We start from the raw sequence: 14,057 nt of genomic DNA, 5'->3' as shown, positions 1-14,057 counted from the left end.
GCGGATCCGAGCAGCGCACGCTAGGCCGGGCGCTCTGCGGCGCGCACCTCCCGCGCGAGGGCGCGGGTGCTCGTGCGCAGCGCGCGCTCGGCGTCGAGGCCCCGGGCGCGCGCCGCTGCGACGACGCCGAGCAGCAGCTCGCCGAGCTCCTCCTCGTTCGAAAAGGCCGCGGGCGAGGCATCCGGCTCGACGCCGACGGACGCGGCGCGGCCGAGCGTCTTGTCGGCGAGCGCGAGCGCGGGCAGGGCGCTGGGGATGCCGTCGAGAACGCTCGTCCGATCGCGCTTCTCGGCCTTCTTCGCCGCGGTCCACAGTCGCACGACGTCCTCAGGGGTCTCGGCGACCTCGCCGCCGAAGACGTGCGGGTGGCGGCGGACCATCTTGGCGCGCACATTGGCCGCGACATCCTGGATGTCGAAGCCCTCGGCGGGCGAGCGGCGCGCGATCTCGGCGTGGAAGACCACCTGCCAGAGCACGTCGCCGAGCTCTTCGAGCAGGTCGTCGCGCGTACCGGACTCGATCGCCTCGACGAGCTCGTAGCTCTCTTCGATGAGGTACTGCACCAGGCTCTCGTGGGTCTCGCGCTGACTCCAGACGCACCTGTCGAGCACCTCGGACATGGCGGCGGCGAAGGCGTCGAGCTCACTCGTGGTCATGCTGTCAGTATTGCCCGCGCCGCGTCGGATTACGGGCTCGAATCGGCCGCGTGAAGACTGCGCTACAGCCGCGCCTGAGACGGCGGACGTGGCGTTCTGCCCCCTAGACGGGCGGATAGTCTGCGGTCGGACCGTCGCGACAGCGCGACGGCAGGACCTTGGAGTGTCAATGAAGCACAGATCTCTCCTTTCGCTCACGGTGGCCGCGATCGGGGCGACCGCCCTGGCCGTCTCAGGAGCAGCGGCGGCATCCGCAGCGAGCACGAGCGGCAAGCTCACCTACACCGTCGACCCGATCGCTGTGAAGTCGGGGCTGTCGACGGGCGCCGCGAGCCCGGCGCTGTCGCTGACCCCGGCCGAGTGCCTCGCGGAAACCGGGTTCGCCTGCCAGACGCCCGACAGCATCCGCGCGGCGTACGACATTCCGGCGACGATCGATGGGGTTCCGGCCGGGACCGGTCAGACCATCGCGATCATCGATGCCTTCGGGAGCCCCACCGTGGCCTCCGATCTCGCCGCCTTCTCGCAGACCTTCGGGCTGCCCGCGGCGGACCTGACGGTGTACTACCCCGGGGGCAAGCCGACGTGGACCGGCAAGGGCACCCAGACCAGCTGGGCGCAGGAGACCTCGCTCGACGTCCAGTGGGCGCACGCGGTCGCGCCCGGCGCGAAGATCGCGCTCGTCGTCGCAGCGAACGACTCTGGCGCATCCATCGATACCGCTGAGAAGTACGTCGCCGACAACCACCTCGGCACGGTGCTCTCGATGAGCTACGGGGTGCCCGACAGCGCCATCAAGAACGCGAATGCCAACAACGGCCAGACGCAGCAGGGCGAGAAGGCGCTCGCAGCCGCCGCTGCTGCGGGCATCTCGGTGTTCGCCTCGTCGGGCGACTCCGGGTCCGACAACGGCGCCGGCTACGCGAACTTCGCATACCCCGCCTCGGACCCCAACGTGACAGCGGTCGGCGGCACCAATCTGTGGAAGGGCAGCGGGCTCGACGAGCCGAACGAGACGGTGTGGGACGACGACACGGCCTGCCCCCTGGACTGCTCGCAGGGCGCGTTCGGGGTGACCGGCGGCGCACCGAGCCTGTTCGACGCGAAGAAGGGCTCTGACGTCGCCTACAACGCCTCCGTCTACACGGGCGTGCTGACCTACCTCGGGTTCCTCGGCGCTGACAACAGCGGCCTGTACTTCATGGGCGGCACCTCGGCCGGAGCCCCGCAGTGGGCGGCTCTGACCGCGGACGTCATGCAGGCCACGGGTCGCACCGTCGGCAACGTCGGCACCCTCGCGAAGTCGTGGGCCGCGCAGGGGCTGCTCGACGACGTGACGGTGGGCGACAACGAGACCACCACCTTCAGCGGGGGCTTCCCGGCCGCCGCCGGCTGGGACGCGCCGACCGGCTGGGGCACCCCCGACGTCGGAAAGATCATCGCCGCGCGCTCATAACGGCAGCGCCTGAGCGGATGCCGCCGCCGAGCACCGACTCGGCGGCGGCATTCACGTAGGGTGGTGCTCGGTGAGCCGGGAAGCCTGGTCGGCATCCATCAGCGACTTCTGGAGATGCCGATGACTGCCTTCCACCTCGTCCGTTCCGAGCGCGTGGCGGCCGTGCTGCTGCTCGGCGCCGCAGTGCTCGGCCTGGTTCTCGCGAACCTTCCCGGCATCGGCCATGCGCTGATCGGCTTCGCGAACTGGCACCCGTCCCTCCCCCTGCCCGGCCTCTCGCTGTCTCCGCGGCACTGGGTCAGCGACGGCCTGCTGGCGGTGTTCTTCTTCAGCGTCTCGGTCGAGCTGCGGCACGAGCTCGCGGCCGGCGAGCTGAACTCCCCTCGCAAGGCCCTGCTGCCGACGATCGCGGCGCTCGGCGGCGTGATCGCGCCCGCGCTGATCTACCTGGCGATCGCCGGGCGCGACTTCCCCACCGGCTGGCCGATCCCGACGGCGACCGACATCGCGTTCGCACTCGGGGTCCTGGGGCTGTTCGGTCGCGGCATCCCCGGTCACGTCCGCGTGTTCCTGCTCGCGCTCGCGGTCATCGACGACCTCATCGCGATCCTGATCATCGCGTTCTTCTTCACCCCTGCGGTCGAGCTGCCCTGGCTCGCGGGCGCCGCCGGCTGCCTGCTCGTCTTCGCGTGGCTGAGCAAGCTGCTCGCCCCGCGCTCCCCCTATCTGCGCGAGCGGCGGCCGCGCTGGCCCGTGATCGCGACGCTGTGGGCGCTCGCCGTGCTCACGTGGTGGTTCGTGCTGATGAGCGGCGTTCACGCGACCATCGCCGGCGTCGCACTGGGATTCGTGATCGCGCGGATGCCGGGCGAGCGCATGCGCGCGCAGCTCGAGCCCGTCACCAACGGCGTCGTGCTGCCCTTGTTCGCCTTCGCCGCCGCCGCGGTGGCGTTCCCCGCGGTCGGCATCGACGAGCTGCACGCCGAGTTCTGGGCCATCGTGGTCGCCCTGCCGCTGGGCAAGGTGTGCGGCATCGTTCTCGCGGGGCTGCTCGGCGGACTCGGCTCGCGCGCGCCCGGCATCGCCCGCAACCCGGTGGACCTCATGATGGTGGGATGCCTCGGGGGCATCGGGTTCACCGTGTCGCTGCTGATGAACGAGCTCGCGTTCCGCGGGAGCGAGCAGATCACTGATGAGGGGACGATCGCCGTGCTCGCGGGCTCGGTGATCGCGATCGCGTACTCGGCCGTGTTCGTGGCGCTGCGGTCACGGCACTACGACCGCCGCGCAGTGAGCGGTCGCTGAAGCCGCAGACTGCGGTTCTGATCAGGGATTTAGGGTCGCCTCACCTTGCTAGCGCCCGGCGCGCGGCGGTGCTTGCATAGAGATGTGTCCAACGTTCTCTCGCCGCTGCGCGCCCTTCTCGGAACCTCGAGCGCGCCCGCGCCCGAGAGCCTCGCGTCTCGGCTGAACTGGCTGCGCGCCGGAGTCCTCGGCGCGAACGACGGCATCGTCTCGGTCGCCGCCGTGGTCATCGGGGTGGCGGGTGCGACGACCGCCGTGCACCCCATTCTGCTGGCCGGCACCGCCGCACTGATCGGCGGCGCACTCTCGATGGCCCTCGGCGAGTATGTCTCTGTGAGCTCCCAGCGCGACGCGGTGCGCGCGCGCATCGCCCGTGGTGAGAGCGGCGCAGAAGACGACGACGTCAGCCCGGTGCATGCGGCGCTGGCATCCCTCGTCGCCTTCTTCATCGGCGGCCTGCTGCCGTTCCTGTGCGCCGTGCTCGTTCCGGTGCCACCGAAGGTCCCCGTCACCTTCGGGGCCGTGCTGCTCGCGCTCGCCCTCACCGGGTGGCTGGGTGCGCGCTTCGGCGACGCTCCTCCGATGCGGGCGACCGTGCGCGTCGTGGTCGGCGGCGCGATCGCCCTCGCCGTCACCTTCGCCATCGGCGCGCTGCTCGGCACCGGCATGTCGGTCTAGCGATCGCCACCGCTGGCGGCGCGGTATCGCCGCACGAGCTCGTGCGCGCTGCCGCGCCAGGGCGCTCCGTGACCCGGGATCACCACTTCGATGTCGAGGCCGAGCAGTCGCTCCAATGAGGCGGCCGCCTCGGTCGGATCATCGGTGAAGGGCGCCGGCGCCGGGCCGCGCACGCCGGTGAGCACATCGCGCGTCGTGAGCGCGTCGCCGACGAAGACGGTGCGCTGCTCAGGGAAGTACACCGCGATGCTGCCCGGCGAATGCCCGGGCAGCGCGATGAGCTGCGGCCGCCCCGGCAGTTCGAGACGGTCGCCCTCGCGCACGGGCGTGACCTCTCCGAGGTAGCGGTTGCGCAGGCCGCCCATGCCGACGGTGTAGCCGAGGAACTGCAGCACGGGCCCGACGCGCCGCCGGCCCCACGCGGGCGTGCTCTGCTCGAGCCCGCGGGCACGGGCCGCGTCGGCCGCGTGCACATAGACCGGCACACCGTGTTCCGCGCGTAGCCGCTCAGCGAACCCGATGTGGTCGCTGTCGCCGTGAGTGAGCACGAGCCCGCGGATGTCGCCGAGTGAGCGGCCCATCGCCGCCAGCTCGCGCTTCAGCCCGCGGAAGTGCCCAGCGAGGCCGGCGTCGACCACGGTGATGCCGTCGTCATCTGCGAAGAAATGGATCGCGATCAGGTCGGTGCCCACGCGATGAATTCCGGGTACGATCTCCATGAAGGCTACGGTACATAGCTTTCATGGCTAATAGCAATAGCTATCGTGAGAGGAGTCCCATGCCGGCACCCAGCCGCACCACGCACGGCGACATCGTCGCCGCCGCTCGCGGAATCGTGGCAGCAGGCGGCCTCGAGGCGCTCACCATGCAGGCGGTCGCAACTCGGGTGGGCGTGCGAGCGCCCTCGCTCTACAAGCGCATCGCGGGCCGCACCGAGCTGATCAGGCTCGTCGTCGTCGCGGTCATCGACGACCTCGAGCGGCGTCTCGCATCGGCCGCGGCCCTCGTCGCACGCGACCCGCGCGGGGCGATCGCCGACCTGGCACGCGAGCTGCGCGCCTTCGCGCACGCGGACCCGTCGGGGTTCGGGCTGATCTTCGGCGGCGCTCCGCTCGACGCGCGGCCCCCTGTGGATGTGCTCGCCCGCTCCGCTGCCCCGCTCATCGACGCCGCGCGGCGACTCGTCGGCGAGGAGCGCGCGCTCGATGCCGCACGGACGCTGACGGCCTGGGCCAACGGATTCCTCACGATGGAGCTCGCCGGCGCGTTCCAGCTCGGTGGCGACGTCGACCGGGCGTTCGAGTGGGGCCTCGCCCGGGTCATCGACGCGGTCGCGGCCGACGAGCCTCACGATTCGAAGGCCGCGCGGCGACACTAGATGCTCTTCCGGTCGGCCCCTCCCCCGGCGCGGCGACACTAGATGCTCTTCCGGCCGGCCCCCTCCCCCGGCGCGGCGACACTAGATGCCGCTCTGCGCACCGCTGCCCCCGTGCGGCGACATTGGATGCCGCTCCGAGCATCGTGTTTCAGCGCCTAGTGTCGCCGCACGAAATGGGGCCAGGGGCGAAAAGACATCTAGTGTCGCCGCACGAAATGGGCCAGGCGCGAAAGGGCGCCTAGTGTCGCCGCACGAAATGAGCCCGGGGCGAAAGGGCACCTAGTGTCGCCGCACGAAATGAGCCCGGGGCGAAAGGGCACCTAGTGTCGCCGCACGAAGAGGCCGGGGCGGCGCACGGGACCCGACGCGGCGAGCCGAGGCAGCCCCGAGGCGCGCCGACATGACGCCCGAAGTCCCTTCCGCGCGGACGGGGCTTGCCGCTATGCGGACTTCGCCCCGGCCTGCGCCGACTCGGACGCCTTCTGTTCCGTCTTCTCAGGCAGCGGGAAGATCGCCTTCAGCAGGTCACCGACCCACGCGATCAGCTCGGCGTCGGCGAGCTGCTGCCCGTCGACGGTCTTGATCGGCACCGAGATGGCGCGCTGCTGCTGGAAGTGCTTGGCCCCCGGGTAGAGGCGCTGCAGCCGCACCTGGATCGAGTCAGCGAGGTCGGCCGGCGCGAGCCGCAGATTCGACCCCATCGTGACGACCTCGCCGAGCCCGGCGAGCTGGGCATGCCGTCGCAGACGAGCGACGGCGACGAGGTTCTGCACGGGCTCGGGCAGCTCGCCGTAGCGGTCGGTGAGCTCGTCCACGACGAGGTCGATCGCGTTGTCGCGGGCGTTCGGGCCGGAGGCCGCCGAGAGCTTCTGATACGCCTCGAGCCGCAGGCGCTCGGAATCGACATAGTCCTCGGGGATGTGCGCGTCGACGGGCAGCTCGAGCCGCAGCTCGGTCTGCCCCTCGGCGACGTCGCCGCGGAACTGGCCGACCGCCTCGCCGATCATGCGCAGGTAGAGGTCGAAGCCGACGCCCGCGATGTGCCCCGACTGCTCGCCGCCGAGCAGGTTGCCCGCGCCGCGGATCTCGAGGTCCTTGAGGGCGATCTGCATGCCCGAGCCGAGCTCGTTGTTGGCGGCGAGCGTCGAGAGGCGGTCGTGCGCGGTCTCGGACAGCGGCTTGTTCTCGTCCCACAGGAAGTAGGCGTACGCGCGCTCGCGTCCGCGGCCCACGCGCCCGCGCAGCTGGTGCAGCTGAGACAGCCCGTACTTGTCGGCGCGGTCGATGATGATCGTGTTGGCGTTCGAGATGTCGAGGCCGGTCTCGATGATGGTCGTCGAGACGAGCACGTCGAACTTGCGCTCCCAGAAGTCGACCACGATCTGCTCGAGGGTGTGCTCGGAGAGCTGGCCGTGTGCCACGGCGATGCGCGCCTCGGGAACCAGCTCGGCGAGCTGCGCGGCCACCCGGTTGATCGATGAGACCCGGTTGTGCACGAAGAACACCTGGCCCTCGCGCAGCAGCTCGCGCCTGATCGCGGCCGCCACCTGCTTGTCGTTGTAGGGGCCGACGAAGGTGAGAATCGGATGCCTGTCCTCGGGCGGCGTGGCGAGGGTCGACATCTCGCGAATCCCCGTGACCGCCATCTCGAGCGTGCGCGGGATCGGGGTCGCGCTCATCGCGAGCACGTCGACGTTGGTCTTGATCTTCTTGAGCGCGTCCTTGTGCTCGACGCCGAAGCGCTGCTCCTCATCGACGATCACGAGGCCGACGTCTTTGAAGGCGACGCCCTTCGCGAGCAGGCGGTGGGTGCCGATGACGACGTCGACGGTGCCGTCGGCGAGGCCGTCGAGCACCTCCTTCGCCTCTTTGTCGGTCTGGAAGCGGCTGAGCTGACGCAGGTGGATCGGGAAGCCGGCGAAGCGCTCGCTGAAGGTCTCGAAGTGCTGCTTCACGAGCAGCGTCGTCGGCACGAGCACGACGACCTGCTTCCCGCCCTGCACGGCCTTGAACGCGGCTCGCACCGCGATCTCGGTCTTGCCGAAGCCCACGTCGCCCGAGATCAGGCGGTCCATCGGGATCGGCCGCTCCATGTCGGCCTTCACCTCGTCGATGGTCTGCAGCTGGTCGGGCGTCTCGGCGAACGGGAACGCGTCCTCGAGCTCCTGCTGCCAGGGCGTGTCGGGCGGGAAGGCGAAGCCCTTTGCCGCCATGCGGGCCGAATAGAGCTTGACGAGCTCGACGGCGATGTCGCGCACGGCCTTGCGCGCCCTCGACTTCGCCGCGGCCCAGTCGCTGCCGCCCATCTTCGACAGCGCCGGGTCCTCGCCGCCCACGTAGCGGCTCAGCAGGTCGAGCTGGTCGGTCGGCACGTAGAGCTTGTCGCCCGGGTAGCCGCGCTTCGACGGCGCGTACTCGAGCACGAGGTACTCGCGCTTGGTCTTGACCGCATTGCGACCGCCCGACGAGACCTCGCGCTGCACCAGCTCGAGGAACTTGCCGATGCCGTGGGTCTGATGCACCACGATGTCGCCGGCCTTGAGCTGCAGCGGGTCGACGACGTTCTTGCGCCGGCTGCCGAGCTTCTTGACCTGCCTGCTCTCGTAGCCGACCGCACGGCCATAGAACTCGGCCTCGCCGATGAGCGCGAGCTTCTCGTCGGCCAGTTCGAAGCCGTGCTCGACGGCGGCCTTCACCAGATAGGCGACCCCCGCCTCGGCATCCGCCGGGTAGTCGTCGACCACGCGCGCGGCGAGACCCGCCTCGCTCAGCACGTCGGAGGCGCGCCCGACGAGCCCCTGGCCCGCGGCCGCGATGACGACCTTCCAGCCGCCCGCGAGCAGCTCGCCGACGTGCTCGAGCGCGCCCATGACGTTGCCCTGGAAGCTCGGCACGGCGGCACCCGAGAGACGCACGGCGTCACCCGCCTCACCCGCGTCGAAGGTCGAGATGGTCCACCAGGGGTCGCCAGGAACGCTCGCCTTGAGCGCTTCGAGCGTGAGGAAGTCGCCGGCCTCGAGGTCGATCGGGGCGGCGGCGCCCACGGTGGCCGCGCTCCACGCGGCGGAGAGGAACTCGCGGTTCGTCTCGGCGAGGCTCACCGCGCGGCTCGCGACGCGCTCGGGGGCGATGACGGCGACGGCGGCGCCCTCGGGCAGGTAGGCCGTGACGGGAACGAGCCTGTCGACGAGCGCGGGGGCGAGCGACTCCATGCCCTCGACGGGGATGCCCTGGCCGACCCGCTCGAGCAGGCTCGACAGGCTCGGGAACTCGTGCTGCATCTCGCGCGCGCGCTGCCGCACCGACTCCGACAGCAGCAGCTCACGGCTCGGCGGCAGGGTCGCCTTGTGCACCGGCTCGGCGAGCGAGCGCTGGTCGGCGACCGAGAACCAGCGGATCTGGTCGACCTCGTCGCCGAAGAAGTCGATGCGGTACGGGTGCTCGGCGATGGGGCTGAACACGTCGAGAATGCCGCCGCGCACCGCGAACTCGCCGCGCCGCGTGACCATGTCGACGCGGGCATAGGCGAGGTCGACGAGGGTCGCGGTGATGCGATCGAGGTCGTACCCGCGGTGACCGACCTCGAGCTCGACCGGGTCGATCTCGGTGAGGTTGTCGGCGATCGGCTGCAGCGCGGCGCGCACACTGGCGACCACGACGAGCGGATGCCTCGACTCGGGCGCCTCGCCCTGCCACTGCTTGAGCCGCCGCAGCGCCGTCAGTCGCTTCCCGACGATCTCGGCGCTGGGGCTGAGCCGCTCGTGCGGCAGCGTCTCCCACGCGGGGAACTCGATGATCTCGGCCTCGGGCGCGAAGCTCACCAGCGCCTGGCGCAGCGCCTCGGAATCGCGCCCCGTCGCCGTCACGACGAGCAGGGCCTGCTGCTCTTTCGGCCGCTTCGCGAGCAGCGCTGCGAGCAGCGGGACGCGGAGGCCGTCTGTGGCCTGGAAGTCGGCGGCGCGACTCGCGTAGGCGAGGGCGTCGTCGAAGTTCTGGGCGCGCGAAAGCGCCTCGATCAATCCCTCGAGTACCACTCCTCAAGTCTACGGAAAGGGTGCCGACATCGGGCTGGGGCGGCTCTAGGGTGAAGGCATGATCAGGCACACCGTCGCGTTCCGGCTCATCCACCCCGCGGGCTCGGCTGAGGAGGCCGCGTTCCTCCAGGCGGCGGCCGAACTCGCCGACATCCCCGGCGTCCAGAAGTTCGAGGTGCTGCGCGAGGTGAGCCCCAAGAACGACTTCGCGTTCGGCCTCTCGATGGAGTTCGACGACCAGGCCGCCTACGACGCCTACAGCTTCGGGCCGAAGCACTCGGCGTTCGTGACCGAGCGGTGGCAGACCGAGGTGGCCGATTTCCTCGAGGTCGACTACGTGCCCTTCACTGCGAGCTGAGACCCGCCGACAGATCCAGCCGTCAGACCCGGCCGTCAGATCCAGCCGTCCAAGGCAGTGAGGAACGCCTCGGGGTCATCGCGGCTGATCGTGTGCGACGCACCGGGCACGACGCGCACGACGAACCCGGCTGCGGCCAAACGCGCGGCCAGCGCCTCGTCGACGAGCTTCGACTGATCCGCCAGCACCAGCAGAGAGGGCACCGTCGGCCGCTCGGGTGCGACCAGGATGTCCGCGATATCGCGGCCGAGCAGGAAGGCGCGGAACTTCGGGTCGAAGGCATGGAAGTCCTCGGACTCGATGACCGTGTCCTCCTGCGCCCAGCGCGGGTTGTTCTTCGCGACCTTCGCCGGCGTCGAGCCCAGCAGGCGCCCGACCGCGGGCCACGCGATCGCGCGCGCGAGCAGCGAGAGCCGTGGGGCAGAGAACGCAGGGTCGACGTAGACCGCCCGTGCGGGCCGCAGCCGCCCGACCGCCTGGCTGAGTGCGAAGCCGCCGAGGGAATGCCCTACGGCGAGCTCGGGGCGCGCGGGCACGCTTTCGAGCAGGCTCTCGACGAGGAGCGGCGCGGTGTAGGCATCCGCCCGCGGGCTCTGCCCGTGGCCCGGCAGATCCACCGCGATCGCCCGGTAGCCCCGCGCGGCGAGTTCGGGCCCCAGCAGCCGCCAGTTCCGCGAGCTGCTCATCACACCGTGCACGAGCACCGCCACCCGCTCGCCCGCGCCCCACTCGCGCGTGAACAGTCTCATGCTCGGCAAGAGTACTTGGGCTGCGCCGCGCACCAGCCGCAGCCGCGCGCTACGCCGACTTGGTGTGGAACTTCAGCTGGGCCGCGGTGAGGCCCTGCGTCGTGATGAGCTCGACCGCGTCGGCTGCGTCGGCGATGAGGATCGGCAGGTTCTTCCGCTCGGCCGCGCTGAACGCCTTCAGCACATGATCGGCGGCATCCGATGCCCCGGGCGGCCGCCCGACGCCCACCCGCACGCGCGTGAAGTCGCCTGTTCCGGTCGCCTTGATGATGTCGCGCACGCCGTTGTGCCCGCCGTGCCCGCCGCCGAACTTCAGCTTCAGGGTGTCGAAGGGGATGTCGATCTCGTCCTGCACGACGATCAGCTGCGCGGCGGCGAGGGAATAGAACTTGAGCAGCTGCGAGACGGGGCCGCCCGAGGTGTTCATGTAGCCGTTCGACTTCGCGAGGATCAGCTTCGGGCCGCCGACGTGCACGCGCCCCTCGGCGACGTGCGCGTTCGTCTTGTGCGATTTGAAGGTGGCGGATGCCCGCGCCGCGAGCTCGTCGACCACCATCTGCCCCACGTTGTGCCTGGTGTTCGCATAGGCCGAGCCGGGGTTTCCGAGGCCGACGACGAGCCAGGTGTCGGTGGGGGTAGCCATAGCTCTCTACGGTACGCGAAAGGCGGGCGCCCCAAGGGAGCGCCCGCCTTCCTGACGCGGTCCTACTCGGCGGAGTCGCTCTCGGCGGCCTCAGCCTCCGCGGCCTCTGCAGCCTCTGCGGTCTCCTCATCGGCGGGGGCGGCCGGCAGGACGATGCCGACGATGAGCGTCTCGGGCTCGGTCACGAGCGTCGCACCGGCGGGCAGCTCGAGGTCGCCGGCGGTGATGTGCGTGCCGGCCTCCTTGCCCTCGACGTCGACGACGACGCGCTCGGGGATGTTGGTCGCCTCGACCTCGACCGTGACGGTCGACGCGTCCTGCTCGGCGATGGCCGAGCCGAAGGGCTCGCCCTCGACGTGCACGGGGACGTCGACCGTGACCTTCTCGCCGCGCTTGACGACGACGAGGTCGATGTGCTCGATGATCTGGCGCACCGGGTCGCGCTGCACGTCCTTCACGAGCGTCAGCTCGGACTGGCCCGCGATGTCGAGCTCGAGGATGGCGTTCGCCTTGCGGATGAGCAGCATGGTCTCGTGGCCGGGCAGGGTCACGTGACGGGGGTCGGTGCCGTGGCCGTAGATGACGGCCGGGATCTTGTGGGCGGCGCGGATCTTGCGCGCAGCGCCCTTCCCGAAGGATTCGCGGATCTCCGCGGTGAGCTTGTCAGCCATGTGGGTGCCTTTGCTGTCGGTGGGCTTCCCGCCCACGTCTGGTGTGTGGTCTCAACTCGAACGCGCGAGCGCGTGAGGAATGACGTGAAGCCGGTTCCACCGCGTCGATAACGGATGCCTGTTGTGTCGGTCGCCCGACGCGACAGGCAGCCCTCGCCGAAGTCGAGTCCACTTTATCAGCCCGGGCGAGCTACTCCCTGGGGAGGATGCCTGAGCCCACCGCGCCCCCTACGCTGACCCCATGCCGGCGGGAAGAGATGAGCGGAGCCGACGCTCGGCCCTGCGCGTCTGGGTGCCGGTGGTGCTGTCGGCGCTGGTGCAGCTCGGAACGACCTTCGCGGTCCTCGCCACGCGGAGCGTGCGGTCGGCGCCGCCGTGGGTGCAGCACCATGCTCCCCAGATCGAGCAGCCGGCCGCGGTCATCATCGCCGCGGTGCTGCTCGCGCTCGCCGGCCCGGTGCTGCTCATCTGGATCAGGCGCCGCCCGGGCCCGGTGCTCGTCGCGGTCGCCGCCGTCGCGGTGCTGGGCGAGTCGCTGCTGATCGCGGTGGTCGGCGCGGTGGCGTTCTATGTCTCGGTCATCTTCGGCGTCGTGATCGCGGTGCTGCACGGGGCTCGGCTCTGGGCATGGGTCGTGACGGGTGTGCTGTGGCTCACGCCGATCGCGCTGTACCTGGTGACCCTGCAACCGGGTGCACTCCTTCTGCTCGTGCCGTGGACGATCCTGTCGATCCTCGTGCTCGTGGTGCCCGAGGGCGTGCGCAACCGGCGCGCGTGGCGCGCGCAGCTGCTGCGCGATGCCGAGGCGCGGCGCGCCGAGGAGGCGCAGGCCGAGCGGGTGCGCATCGCCCGCGAGCTGCACGACGTGCTGGCGCACTCGCTGAGCCAGATCAACGTGCAGGCATCCGTCGGCCTGCATCTGTTCGACTCGCAGCCCGACAAGGCCGCGGCAGCCCTCGCCAGCGTGAAGGAGACGAGCAAGCAGGCGCTCGGCGAGGTGCGCCAGGTGCTCGGGATGCTGCGCGGCGACGCTCCCCTCGCGCCCGAGCGCGGGCTCGCCGACATCCCCGCGCTCGTCGACGGGGTGCGCGCCCAGGGCATCGATGCGTCGCTGCGCTTCGACGTGGCCGCCGACGTGCAGGTGTCCGCAGCGACGCAGCAGGCGGCGTTCCGGATCGCTCAGGAAGCGCTGACGAACGTCACGAGGCACGCCGCGGCGACGCGGGTGCATGTCGCCGTGACCGAGGAAGGCGGCACGCTGCGGGTCAGCGTCGCGGACGACGGGCGCGGCGCCGCGGCGAGCGCGTCCGCCGACGGCCGCGGGCTGATCGGCATGCGCGAGCGGGCCGAGCTGCTCGGCGGCTCATTCGTCGCAGGTCCCGCGGAAGACGCAGGCTTCCGCGTCGAGGCTCGGCTGCCGATCGAGGCGTCGCCGTGATCCGCGTCGTGGTCGCCGATGATCAGGCGCTGATCAGGGCCGGGTTCCGCAGCCTGATCGAATCCGAGCCGGATCTCGAGGTGGTCGGCGAGGCCGGCACCGGCCGGGCCGTGCTCGACCTGGCGCGAGCGGCGCGGCCCGACGTCGTGCTGATGGACATCCGCATGCCCGACGGCGACGGCCTCTGGGCCACCGAGCAGATCGCGGCCGACCCGGCTCTGGCATCCGTTCACGTCGTCATCGTCACCACGTTCGAGCTCGACGAGTACGTCGCGCGCGCCCTGAAGGCGGGGGCGAGCGGATTCCTCGTCAAGGACACCGAGCCCGTCGACCTGCTGCGGGCGGTGCGCGTCGCGGTGGCCGGCGAGGCGCTGCTCTCGCCCGGCGTCACGAAGCGGCTGCTCGAGCAGGTGGCGGCCGGCCGTGCACCGGTCGATTCGTCGCGCCTCGACGTGCTCACCGAGCGCGAGCGCGAGGTCCTGCGGCAGGTGGGCCGAGGGCTCACGAATCAAGAGATCGGGGCGGAGCTGTTCCTCAGTCCCCTGACCGCTAAGACGCACGTGTCGCGCATCATGACGAAGCTCGCCGCGCGCGACCGGGTGCAGCTCGTCGTGATCGCCTACGAGACCGGCCTCGTTCCCTGAGCCTCGAGCGCGGAGGTCGGGGCGCGGGGCGCGGGGCGCGGGGCGCG

General features: G+C 70.9%; 13 protein-coding genes. 7 read left to right on the top strand and 6 right to left on the bottom strand.

Annotation, left to right across the window (positions count from 1 at the left end):
• Positions 1-20: 20 nt before the first annotated feature.
• Positions 21-656, bottom strand: coding sequence for a nucleoside triphosphate pyrophosphohydrolase (locus ABD716_RS03505; RefSeq protein ID WP_344773854.1), 636 nt, complete (start codon positions 654-656; stop codon positions 21-23).
• A gap of 169 nt (positions 657-825) precedes the next feature.
• On the opposite strand from ABD716_RS03505, the gene ABD716_RS03500 reads away from it, so the two are divergent.
• From ABD716_RS03500 to ABD716_RS03490, 3 genes are all read left to right on the top strand, one after another.
• Positions 826-2,112 carry a S53 family peptidase gene (locus ABD716_RS03500; RefSeq protein WP_344773852.1) on the top strand — a complete coding sequence of 429 codons (1,287 nt, stop codon included), beginning with the start codon at positions 826-828 and terminating at the stop codon, positions 2,110-2,112.
• Between the two features lie 114 nt (positions 2,113-2,226).
• Entirely contained in the window at positions 2,227-3,417 is a 1,191-nt protein-coding gene (locus ABD716_RS03495; protein WP_344773850.1) for a Na+/H+ antiporter NhaA, read from the top strand.
• 84 nt (positions 3,418-3,501) lie between these two features.
• Positions 3,502-4,095 carry a VIT1/CCC1 transporter family protein gene (locus tag ABD716_RS03490; RefSeq protein ID WP_425553375.1) on the top strand — a complete coding sequence of 198 codons (594 nt, stop codon included), beginning with the start codon at positions 3,502-3,504 and terminating at the stop codon, positions 4,093-4,095.
• Here the strand turns inward: ABD716_RS03490 and ABD716_RS03485 are convergent.
• Positions 4,092-4,814 carry an MBL fold metallo-hydrolase gene (locus tag ABD716_RS03485; RefSeq protein ID WP_344773848.1) on the bottom strand — a complete coding sequence of 241 codons (723 nt, stop codon included), beginning with the start codon at positions 4,812-4,814 and terminating at the stop codon, positions 4,092-4,094. The two genes, ABD716_RS03490 and ABD716_RS03485, sit on opposite strands and share 4 nt — an antisense overlap.
• Positions 4,815-4,873: 59 nt before the next feature.
• Here ABD716_RS03485 and ABD716_RS03480 point away from each other — a divergent pair, with 59 nt between their 5' ends.
• On the top strand, positions 4,874-5,473 hold the full coding sequence (locus ABD716_RS03480; protein WP_344773846.1) for a TetR/AcrR family transcriptional regulator: 600 nt from the start codon (positions 4,874-4,876) through the stop codon (positions 5,471-5,473).
• A gap of 440 nt (positions 5,474-5,913) precedes the next feature.
• On the opposite strand, the gene mfd is transcribed toward ABD716_RS03480, so the two are convergent.
• Entirely contained in the window at positions 5,914-9,507 is a 3,594-nt protein-coding gene (gene mfd, locus ABD716_RS03475; RefSeq protein ID WP_344773844.1) for a transcription-repair coupling factor, read from the bottom strand.
• Positions 9,508-9,565: 58 nt separating this feature from the next.
• Between mfd and ABD716_RS03470 the strand changes: the two genes are divergently transcribed.
• Complete coding sequence (locus ABD716_RS03470) at positions 9,566-9,865, top strand: Dabb family protein (protein ID WP_344773842.1); 300 nt, start codon at positions 9,566-9,568, stop codon at positions 9,863-9,865.
• Between the two features lie 35 nt (positions 9,866-9,900).
• Here ABD716_RS03470 and ABD716_RS03465 read toward each other — a convergent pair whose 3' ends face one another.
• The 3 genes from ABD716_RS03465 to ABD716_RS03455 form a co-directional block, all read right to left on the bottom strand.
• Positions 9,901-10,614, bottom strand: coding sequence for an alpha/beta fold hydrolase (locus ABD716_RS03465; RefSeq protein WP_344773840.1), 714 nt, complete (start codon positions 10,612-10,614; stop codon positions 9,901-9,903).
• A 49-nt stretch (positions 10,615-10,663) separates the two neighbouring features.
• A complete protein-coding gene (pth, locus tag ABD716_RS03460) occupies positions 10,664-11,257 on the bottom strand; it encodes an aminoacyl-tRNA hydrolase (RefSeq protein ID WP_344773838.1) in 594 nt (197 codons plus the stop codon).
• Positions 11,258-11,319: 62 nt separating this feature from the next.
• On the bottom strand, positions 11,320-11,928 hold the full coding sequence (locus tag ABD716_RS03455) for a 50S ribosomal protein L25/general stress protein Ctc (RefSeq protein WP_344773836.1): 609 nt from the start codon (positions 11,926-11,928) through the stop codon (positions 11,320-11,322).
• A gap of 241 nt (positions 11,929-12,169) precedes the next feature.
• Here ABD716_RS03455 and ABD716_RS03450 point away from each other — a divergent pair, with 241 nt between their 5' ends.
• Together ABD716_RS03450 and ABD716_RS03445 are read left to right on the top strand one after the other, a co-directional pair.
• Entirely contained in the window at positions 12,170-13,366 is a 1,197-nt protein-coding gene (locus ABD716_RS03450) for a sensor histidine kinase (protein WP_344773834.1), read from the top strand.
• Complete coding sequence (locus ABD716_RS03445) at positions 13,363-14,010, top strand: response regulator (RefSeq protein ID WP_344773832.1); 648 nt, start codon at positions 13,363-13,365, stop codon at positions 14,008-14,010. Before ABD716_RS03450 ends, ABD716_RS03445 begins: the two co-directional genes overlap by 4 nt.
• Positions 14,011-14,057 lie beyond the last annotated feature (47 nt).

The sequence above is a fragment of the Gryllotalpicola kribbensis genome (genome assembly GCF_039538245.1).
Classification (GTDB): domain Bacteria; phylum Actinomycetota; class Actinomycetes; order Actinomycetales; family Microbacteriaceae; genus Gryllotalpicola; species Gryllotalpicola kribbensis.
This window is presented reverse-complemented; position numbering and strand designations above follow the sequence as displayed.

Bases quoted from the DNA above. Each gene is read 5' to 3' on its own strand.
- ABD716_RS03500 (WP_344773852.1), top strand. From the start codon at position 826: ATGAAGCACAGATCTCTCCTTTCGCTCACGGTGGCCGCGATCGGGGCG.
- ABD716_RS03465 (WP_344773840.1), bottom strand. From the start codon at position 10,614: ATGAGACTGTTCACGCGCGAGTGGGGCGCGGGCGAGCGGGTGGCGGTG.
- ABD716_RS03455 (WP_344773836.1), bottom strand. From the start codon at position 11,928: ATGGCTGACAAGCTCACCGCGGAGATCCGCGAATCCTTCGGGAAGGGC.
- ABD716_RS03450 (WP_344773834.1), top strand. From the start codon at position 12,170: ATGCCGGCGGGAAGAGATGAGCGGAGCCGACGCTCGGCCCTGCGCGTC.
- ABD716_RS03505 (WP_344773854.1), bottom strand. From the start codon at position 656: ATGACCACGAGTGAGCTCGACGCCTTCGCCGCCGCCATGTCCGAGGTG.
- pth (WP_344773838.1), bottom strand. From the start codon at position 11,257: ATGGCTACCCCCACCGACACCTGGCTCGTCGTCGGCCTCGGAAACCCC.
- ABD716_RS03485 (WP_344773848.1), bottom strand. From the start codon at position 4,814: ATGGAGATCGTACCCGGAATTCATCGCGTGGGCACCGACCTGATCGCG.
- ABD716_RS03470 (WP_344773842.1), top strand. From the start codon at position 9,566: ATGATCAGGCACACCGTCGCGTTCCGGCTCATCCACCCCGCGGGCTCG.
- ABD716_RS03495 (WP_344773850.1), top strand. From the start codon at position 2,227: ATGCCGATGACTGCCTTCCACCTCGTCCGTTCCGAGCGCGTGGCGGCC.
- ABD716_RS03480 (WP_344773846.1), top strand. From the start codon at position 4,874: ATGCCGGCACCCAGCCGCACCACGCACGGCGACATCGTCGCCGCCGCT.